Source organism: Verrucomicrobiales bacterium (genome assembly GCA_016793885.1).
Taxonomy (GTDB): domain Bacteria; phylum Verrucomicrobiota; class Verrucomicrobiia; order Limisphaerales; family UBA11320; genus UBA11320.
The window spans coordinates 18,115-27,489 of the sequence record JAEUHE010000238.1; the positions used below are offsets into that span (position 1 = coordinate 18,115).

The window sequence follows — 9,375 nt, forward strand, 5'->3', positions numbered from 1 at the left end:
TATTTATGCTCGAACGACTCATCCATTTTTCCATCCGCCAGCGCTGGTTCATCCTCCTCGTCACGGCGGCCATCGCCGTGCTGGGCCTGTACAATTACCAGCGGCTCACCATTGACGCCGTGCCGGACATCACCAATGTCCAGGTGCAGATCAACACCGAAGCGGCCGGCTACTCGCCGCTCGAAGCCGAGCAGCGCATCACCTATCCCGTCGAGACGGCGATGGGCGGATTGCCATACCTCGAATACACCCGCTCCATCTCGCGTTATGGCCTCTCGCAGGTGACTGTCATCTTCAAGGACGGCACGGACATCTACTTTGCCCGGCAGCTTATCAATGAGCGCATCCAAGAGGTGAAAAGCAAACTGCCGCCCGGCATCGCACCGTCCCTCGGTCCGATTACAACGGGCCTGGGCGAGATTTACATGTTCAGCGTCGAAGCTGGAGCGGGGGCGCGCAACGCCGATGGCAGCGCGATTACGCAAGTTGACATCCGCACCGTGCAGGACTGGATCATCAAACCGCAACTGCGCAACGTGCCGGGCGTCATTGATGTCAACTCCATCGGCGGTTTGGTGAAGCAGTATCACGTCACGCCGCATCCCGAAAAACTGCGCGCTTACGGCCTGAGGTTTCGCGACCTGATGACGGCGCTGGCCGACAACAACGCCAACATCGGCGCGGGCTACATCGAGCGGAACGGCGAGCAGTATCTCATCCGCAGCCCGGGCCAGGTTGTGGGGATTGCGGACATCAAGCAAATTGTGGTGGGCAACCGCGCTGGCCTTCCCATTCACCTGGATGATGTTGCCGATGTTCTCCTCGGCAGGGAACTCCGCACCGGCGGCGCGACCAAGAACGGAACAGAGGTTGTCCTCGGCACGGTGTTCATGCTCATCGGCGAGAACAGCCGCACCGTTTCCGTGCGCGTACATGACAAGATGGCGGCGATCAACAAGTCGCTGCCGGAAGGCATCGTCGCAAAGACCGTGTATAACCGCACCGATCTGGTCAACGCAGCCATTGAGACGGTGAAGAACAATCTGTTTGAAGGCGCGTTGCTGGTGGTGGTGATCCTGTTCACGTTGTTGGGCAACTTCCGGGCGGCGCTAATCACGGCGCTGGTGATTCCACTCTCTATGCTCTTCACCATCACCGGCATGGTCGGCGCAAAAATCAGCGGCAACCTGATGAGCCTCGGTGCGCTGGACTTCGGCCTCATCGTGGACGGCGCGGTCATCATCGTGGAGAACTGCGTGCGTCGGCTCGCGGCCGAACAGCACCGGCTGGGGCGTTTGCTGACGCGCGCCGAACGGTTTGAAGTTGTCTTCTCCGCCACCAAGGAAGTGCGTCGCGCCACAATGTTCGGCGAACTCATCATCACAATCGTCTATCTGCCCATTTTTGCGCTGAGCGGCGTGGAGGGGAAAATGTTCCACCCCATGGCCTTCACCGTGGTGCTGGCGCTGGCCGGCGCGATGGTGCTTTCCGTGACGTTCATTCCCGCCGCCATCGCGCTGGTTCTCTCTGGGAAAATTTCCGAGAAGGAGAACGTTCTCATACGCGGCGCGAAGGCGATCTACGTGCCGCTGTTGAAGTTCTGCCTGCACTTTCGCGGCGCAGCGGCTCTGGCGGCGGTCCTGCTGGTCGTCATCAGCGGCGTCGTCGCGTCGCGCATGGGCACGGAATTCATTCCTAGCCTGGATGAAGGCGACGTGGCGCTGCACGCGCTACGCATTCCCGGCACGAGTCTCAGCCAGGCGATTGAAATGCAGCACGCGCTTGAGCGGCGGCTCGAAAAGTTCCCGGAGGTGAAAATTGTCTTCGCCAAACTCGGCACGGCGGAAATCGCTACCGACCCCATGCCGCCCAGCGTGGCCGACGGCTTTGTCATCATGAAACCGCGCAAGGAATGGCCCGATCCGAAAAAACCCAAAGCCGAACTCGTCGCCGAACTGGAAGCGGCGGTGAAGGAAATCCCCGGCAACAACTACGAGTTCACACAGCCGATTCAGATGCGTTTCAACGAACTCATCGCGGGCGTGCGCAGCGATGTGGCCGTGAAATTGTTCGGCGAAGACATGGACGTGTTGCGGCAAGCCGGCAAGCTGATCGAGAAGGAGATCAAGACCATCCCTGGCGCGGCGGACGTGAAACTGGAACAAACCACCGGCCTGCCGCTGATGAGCATCGTGCCCAAGCGCGAAGCCCTGGCGCGCTACGGCCTGAGCGTCGCCGAAATGCAGGATGTCGTCGAAATCGCCCTCGGCGGCAAGGCGGCGGGCGAAGTGTTTGAAGGCGACAAGCGTTTTGAAATCATCATCCGCCTGCCGGAAAACCTGCGCACCGACATCGAGGCTTTGGAGGGCCTGCCGGTGCCTTTGCCCAAGCGCGAGGGGACCGGGGGCGCGGTGGCGCATTTTTCCAATTCCGGCAGCCAGCGCGCGCAAGCCTTCATTCCGTTGGGCGAGGTTGCCGAAATCTCCATCGCGCCCGGCCCGAACATGATCAACCGCGAGAACGGCAAACGCCGCATCGTCGTCACCGCTAACGTGCGCGGACGCGCCCTAGGCTCGTTCGTAGCAGAAGCGCAGCAGGTGATTGACGCCAAAGTCAGAATTCCGGCGGGCTACTGGATTTCGTGGGGCGGCCAGTTCGAGCAACTGATCTCCGCGACCAAGCGACTGCAAATCGTCGTGCCCATTTCGTTGCTGCTGATTTTCGCGCTGCTCTTCGCGACGTTTGGAACGGTCAAGGACACGCTGCTCGTCTTTTCCGGGGTGCCACTGGCGCTGACCGGCGGTGTCGCGGCGCTCTGGCTGCGAGACACTCCGCTGTCCATTTCAGCGGGCGTGGGCTTCATCGCGTTAAGTGGCGTGGCCGTGCTGAACGGCCTGGTGATGATCTCTTTCATCAACAAGCTGCGAGCCGATGGCAAACCGCTAGACGACGCCATCACCGAAGGTTCGCTGACGCGCCTACGTCCCGTGTTGATGACAGCGCTCGTCGCGTCGCTGGGTTTCATTCCGATGGCCCTCGCCACCGGTACCGGCGCGGAAGTGCAGCGTCCGCTGGCCACGGTCGTCATCGGCGGCGTTCTTTCGTCCACAGCGCTGACGTTGCTGGTGCTGCCTGGGCTATACCGCATGTTCACCCGGAAAACAGACGTCGACAAACTGGCTTCGGCCACGCGACCCACTGTCCCGGCCTCGTCCCTCTCGGCCAATGTCTAACTCCAGAGTAAGCTTTTTGTTTGCCTGAGACCTCGCACAGTTTGACAGTTTCGGAACTGATCTGCGGCGGGAGCCTGTATATCGGACAATTCTTTGAGCCACTGTTGAGGGTGTGATCTTGCCCGCCTCTGGATCGCTGAACTCGGTTTCAGATTTTCTCGGGCTATGTTTACGCCTCCAAGCGAGCACGTAAGGCGATCCACAGACCTGCAGCAAACTGGCGTGCCAAATCGCTGGCCGGAGGGCATGCGGCTTGGAGCCACTTCACCTCTGTCACACCTCCGGCTCTTGCGAGGGTCACTGCGTCTAGACATGAGCGCGCTACGCGATCATTCGTTCCACGCGCCGCCGAAGTGTTCGTATGCATATGGACGTTGTGGAATCCGTAAAGTGCTGGCTGGGGTGCAGAAACCTCGCTGCCGAGGGTGAAGGGGAGCCCCGCCAAGCCACAGCGCACTGGATTCAGTTTCCGGATCCGATTGTGAAATGACAATGCCTAGTTTCGTCGATCCGAGCTCGCGTAACTCGGACCTTCGCCAGTTGCTCGTTGCATCTGTTTCAGGGGCGTTGCCATTAGCCCGGTCAGAGTGTGGTCCTCCGGACTCCTGAATTCATCTAGACCAAACCGCAACGTATGCGGATCGTCATTCAGACGATAGCTAAGGAAGAGACGATCCCAGAACGAGAAAAGAGAAGAGTAGTTCGAGTCCGTTTCTGGTTGCCATCGCGAGTGATGGACCTTGTGCATGAAGGGCGTGACAATGATCACACGAAGCGCGCGATCGAGCCAAGCCGGCAGTGCCACGTTGGCGTGGTGCAACTGCACGACGGTGAACATCGCCAACTCGTAGAGCGCCAGCTCCCACAGTTGTAAACCGAACAAAGTAATCAGCGGCACTCGGAGGACGGACGAAAGCACGATTTCGCCGATGTGAAACCGGTTAGCCGTGGTCACATCCATCTTCGGATCTGAATGGTGCATGCGATGGAAGCGCCAAAGAAACAGAACTCGATGGTTCGATCGATGCCACCAGTACATCCAGGCATCAAAGAGCAGAAACGCTAGAGCCAACCGCGCCCAGTTCGGGATCGATAGCCAGTTCAAAAGGCCAAACCCATGGGCCCGTGCCCATTCCGCGGAAGTCCACCACAATGCCACAAACCCAAGTCCGGTGAGCAGCGAGTTAACAATGCCGAGTGCCAGATTTATAAGGCCGTGCCGGACGCGTTCGTGCGTGCTTCCCGCGAAGTAGGCGAAGAACGGCATAAGGCTTTCCCATCCCAACATTAGCGTCAACATCGTGATGGAGCTTATGCTTCGCCACTGATTCAGGTTGTGAAGAGCGTTATCCATCTCTACTCCTTCGCCGCGCGGAATCGCCTGCGATTCGGCCCTTGCGCACATTCTTGCCCGCATTTTTGGTATGGGGCTGGAACAGTGCGGTAAGTGTGCAGTCCGGCTCCAATAAGCTTCTAGCACTCGTCCATGGAAACATTGATCCATCGAGGTTCATAAAGTGGATCAGGTTGGTCTTTCGCAGAAACTTCGTAATTTACGCGGGGTAGTGACTCACCTCTGATGAGGTAGCGAGCGGTCGGCCTAGTTCAGGCGCGCGTGCCACTTGCGCCGCCTGGATCGAGCATTAATCCGTCGCGCGCCGCCCAGATGGCTCAAGTCATTTCTTGCCTGCGTGCGCACATCCAGCAACATGAGCAGCGGACGGTTCGTATACGGTAGCCAAGCCTCGAGTCTGGCTCTGAAGACTTTCTGAATAGCAGGATATTTGGTCCCGCCTCCCCGCGCGGAGCGAATTCATTTCTGTTCCCGACCTTACTGGCGAATAATAGGAAAAACATGATTCCTCCATGCTAGACAAGGGTTGGGAGTGCTTCATTAGGCATTACAGTTACACCAGATCTCACAAAGTTTCGACCTTGAGAACTACCTGAATAGAAGACTGTTGTCAACGAGTTCGAGTGTGTTCTTCCGGAGCTCCGATGCTAACAGAGCGTCTAGTATGATCATGTTTGGGGTAGCATCAGCATTAGCCGCTGGCCCTGGAGGACACTCCACCGATTAGACTTGTTCGATTGTATTGGACTCTAAGCTGGGTTCCGCTTGAGAAACCCCGCATCCAATAGTTCTCGGGTGCTGTCCTTGAAGGCTCCGATCACTTCATCGATGTCGTGATCGGTATGAGCCGCCGTCAGATAGGTGGGAAAATTTTCAAGGATAAACACCCCGCGGTGCCGCAGGTGATAGAACAGCAGATTGCCAAACTCGAGATCATCGTCGACCCGCACGAACATCTGGGAGCAGCAATGCGGCATGCGGATAGGAATTCCTTGTTGAACGAAGTAGCGATCGACGGTGGTGGCCAGTCGTTCAGTGCGACGATTGATGGAGTTCCAGAATTCCGGGGTTTGCTGAAGAAGATACTTGAGGATGGCGTGCGTCGCCGCGATGGCAAGAGGATGCCGAACAAACGTTCCCGCGAAGAACGTAGCCCCCTTTTCCGGGAAGGAGTCATCACCATACCGCCAACTGCCACCGTCGAAAATGTCCATGTATTCGGCTTTGCCGGCAACGATCCCAATGGGCATCCCGCCTCCAACCACTTTTCCGTAGGTGGCGATATCGGCTTTGACTCCGTAGAGGCCCTGTGCGCCGTCGGGGCGATGGCGGACGCCAGTAATGACTTCATCGAAGAGGAGGGCGATGCCTCTATTTTCGGTAAGCTTTCGGAGATCCCGGTTGAACTGGAAAGGCTGGAGTTCGGGGCGACGGCTCTGGACTGGCTCAATCATGACGGCGGCGATCTCGTCGGCTCGCGAGTGGATGGTCTCTAGGGATGCCGGAGAGCCGTATTCCAGCACGATCATGTCTTGGACCGCACGTTTTGGGATGCCGGCAGCGATGGGTAAGCTGATGGGGTAGGCCGGGCTTCCGCCGGCGCGAGCGAGGACTTCGTCAAAGTTGCCGTGATAATCCTTGGCAAAGATGACGATCTTGTCCTTGCCGGTGACGGCACGGGCCAGACGCATTGCGGCGTAGACGGCTTCGGAGCCGGTGTTGACGAAGCTGGCTCGTTCGTTGCCGGTGAGCTCGCAGAACATTTTGGCGGTCTCTCCCGCGAGCGGGGATTGGGGTCCGACTTCAATGCCCAGGTCGATCTGTGCCTTGAGGGCGTCGCTGATGAGCCTCGACGAGTGTCCGAGGAAATTGGGACCGAATCCGTTGAGGATGTCAATGTAGCGGTTGCCATCGATGTCCCAGAGATGAGCGCCGGAGGAACGGGAGACGGCAATCTGGTAGACCATTTCCTTCCAGAGGCGGTTAAAGGACGAGGCGGTTCTCGGATCGGCGTACCATCGACGGTACTCCTGGGTGAGCGCTTTCGATCTGGCGGTCCTGCGTGTATAGCGCTCGATGAACTGGGAGAGCGAGTGGTGCTGAGTCCGGTTTAGCGTGGACCCAACGGAATTCCCCACCGTCAGCGAAAGACCGAACGTCGGTGCTTTCGAAGAATCCTCGAGCGACGAACTTGGAGGGGCTGATCCAGGTGATGGTAACTGCTCCGCTTCGGGGCAGAACGCTCCCGACGGCAGCTGGTCATCCAGATAGGCCGCCAGCATGCGAACATTCGGAGTGGTTTGCAGAAGGTTTCTCACCGTCACCTGGGTGCCGAATTTGGAGCGAAAAACCTGTCGCGCTTGCATGAGAAGCAGAGAATCTAAACCCAATTCGACGAACGAGAGCGAATCGTCGGTAACAGTTATCCCTGACATTTCTCGAACAAGGTCCCGGATGATCTTGGCTAAATGTTCAGCGCGATTCAACGAGGGAGTTACTGAAAGCGGAAGCGAGTTCACGACTAACTCTGGCGCATTTACAACGGGTTCAGTTGCACGCTGGGAGTTCGGATTTTCAGGTGTGGAATCCACATTGGCATGCCCGCTCTCCTGCAGCTGTGGTATAACCATCGGAACGGGTTCAATACAATAGCGTTGGCGCTCGAAAGGGTAAGCGGGCAGGGCAACTCGTCGGCGCGGTTCTCCGCCATGCACTGCCTCCCAGCAAGGGGAGCAACCGGCGGTCCACAGAGCTCCGAGGGCTTGCATCATCTCGAATGATTCCTGGGGTTGACCCGAACCTTGGGTTATCGGCGATACCCCCAGAAGGTTCCACGGCTTGCCGGGATGCTGCCTAGAGAACGTCGTGAGGGCTTGACCGGGCCCCACCTCCACCAGAACCCGATACTGGGTCTTAAACGCGAGGCCCACGGCTTCCTGGAACTGAACCGGCTGGCGCAGTTGCCGGGCCCAATAGGCGGGGTCATCCAAGTCGGCGGCGGTCATCCAGCTGCCCGTGCAAGTGGAGATCCAGGGGAGGGTAGGAGCACGGCGGTCCACCGACCTCACCAGCTCAGTGAACGGTTTGACCATGGGATCCATCATCGAGGAATGAAAGGCGTGCGATCCGGCGAGCCGCTTGCAGGCGATGCGGCTGGCCTCGAGCCATTCCGAAAACCCCTGAAGGACCGAGTCGGGGCCTGACACCGTGCAGAGGGACGGGCTGTTGTAGGCGGCGATAAAGGTGCCGGGAGGAAGCAGGGGCGCAATCGCATCCGCACCGCGTCGAACTGCCATCATGGCGCCCTCCGGCAGCGACTGCATCAGCCGAGCTCGTTCGACGACGAGCCTCAAGGCGTCCTCCAGCGAGAACGACTCTGCCAGAACCGCGGCGACGAATTCACCCACACTATGTCCGATCACGGCCGCGGGCCGAATGCCCCATGACATCCAAAGCTGAGCGAGCGCGTACTCAATGATGAAGAGCGAGGGCTGAGCCAGCCGGGTCGCCGTGAGCGCTCCGGTTCCGCTCTCCCGTGAAGCCTCGTCTTTGGCGAGCAGAATGACTTGGAGCTCGGACCATAGGCCTCCGGGCAGGATTGCTGAACACTGATCCACGGCTTGGCGGAAGACCGGTTCGTTCTCATAGAGTTCTGCCCCCATGCCCGCATATTGGCCACCCTGGCCAGGGAACAGGAAAACGATCTCCGGAGGGCGCTCCTCGGCGATGGGCGAGCATCCATCGTGGCGCAGGGGCGCGTTAAGCTTCTGAACGGCCTCCTCTGGCGTGGACGCTGTAATTTGTCGTCGATGGCGAAACGCGCGTCGCCCGGTTTGCAGCGTATAGGCGATATCGTCGAGACGAAGGTCGCCGGCAGAGTTGGAATCGAGACGCTGCTGCAGAAACGCGGCTAACCGGGCGGAGGCGGCGAGTAAGGCAGACTCCGACCGAGCCGAAATCGTCAGGAGCTGGGGTGAGCGCACGGCCGGTGCTGGAATTTCGACCGGAGCCTGCTCGAGGATAACGTGCGCATTGGTTCCACCCACACCGAAGGAGCTGACTCCGGCGCGTCGTGGCACCATCCCCGGCGGCCACGGCATGAGTTCCGTCGGAACGTAAAACGGGCTCCTCTCCAGCTCGCAGAGCGGATTCGGACGGGTGAAATGCAAAGTGGGAGGGATGAGGCCATGCTTTACTGCCAGGGCGGCCTTAATGAGGCCGGTGACGCCCGCGGCCGCTTCCAGATGGCCGATGTTCGTCTTCACCGCGCCGAGAGCGCAGAACTGAGCGCGCTGTGTGGACTGTCGGAAGGCTTGGGACAGGGCTTTTACTTCAATGGGGTCGCCGAGAGGTGTTCCAGTGCCGTGGGCTTCGACGTATCCGATGCCGTCCGGGGAAACTCCGGCCTGCGCCAGAGCGGTTCGTATCACCTCTGTCTGGCCTGCGATGCTGGGAGCACTGAAGCTGGCCTTGTCACGTCCGTCATTGTTGATGCCAACCCCTTTGATCACGGCCACGATTGGGTCACGATCACGCAAGGCATCCGGTAGACGTTTCAGAAGCACGGCCCCGGCTCCCGCTCCGAAAACGGTTCCGGTTGCGCGGGCGTCGAACGCACGGCAACGGCCTTCGGAGGAGGCGATGGCCCCCTCCTCGTAGATATATCCCCTCTGCTGCGGGAACGAGATGGAGACCCCGCCGGCGAGAGCGACATCACATTGGTGAGATTGAAGCGCCCCGCAGGCCTGCACGACGGCCACCAGGGAGGTCGAACATGCAGTTTGGATA

General features: G+C 59.3%; 3 protein-coding genes. 1 reads left to right on the forward strand and 2 read right to left on the reverse strand.

Annotation, left to right across the window (positions count from 1 at the left end; translation table 11 throughout):
* The first annotated feature begins 5 nt into the window (after positions 1-5).
* A complete protein-coding gene (locus JNN07_26655) occupies positions 6-3,233 on the forward strand; it encodes a CusA/CzcA family heavy metal efflux RND transporter (protein ID MBL9171342.1) in 3,228 nt (1,075 codons plus the stop codon).
* A 496-nt stretch (positions 3,234-3,729) separates the two neighbouring features.
* Here the strand turns inward: JNN07_26655 and JNN07_26660 are convergent, their stop codons facing one another.
* Together JNN07_26660 and JNN07_26665 are read right to left on the reverse strand one after the other, a co-directional pair.
* On the reverse strand, positions 3,730-4,587 hold the full coding sequence (locus tag JNN07_26660) for a sterol desaturase family protein (protein ID MBL9171343.1): 858 nt from the start codon (positions 4,585-4,587) through the stop codon (positions 3,730-3,732).
* Between the two features lie 749 nt (positions 4,588-5,336).
* Positions 5,337-9,375, reverse strand: a 4,039-nt coding sequence (locus tag JNN07_26665) for an aminotransferase class III-fold pyridoxal phosphate-dependent enzyme (GenBank protein MBL9171344.1), incomplete at its 5' end; no start/stop codon positions are given.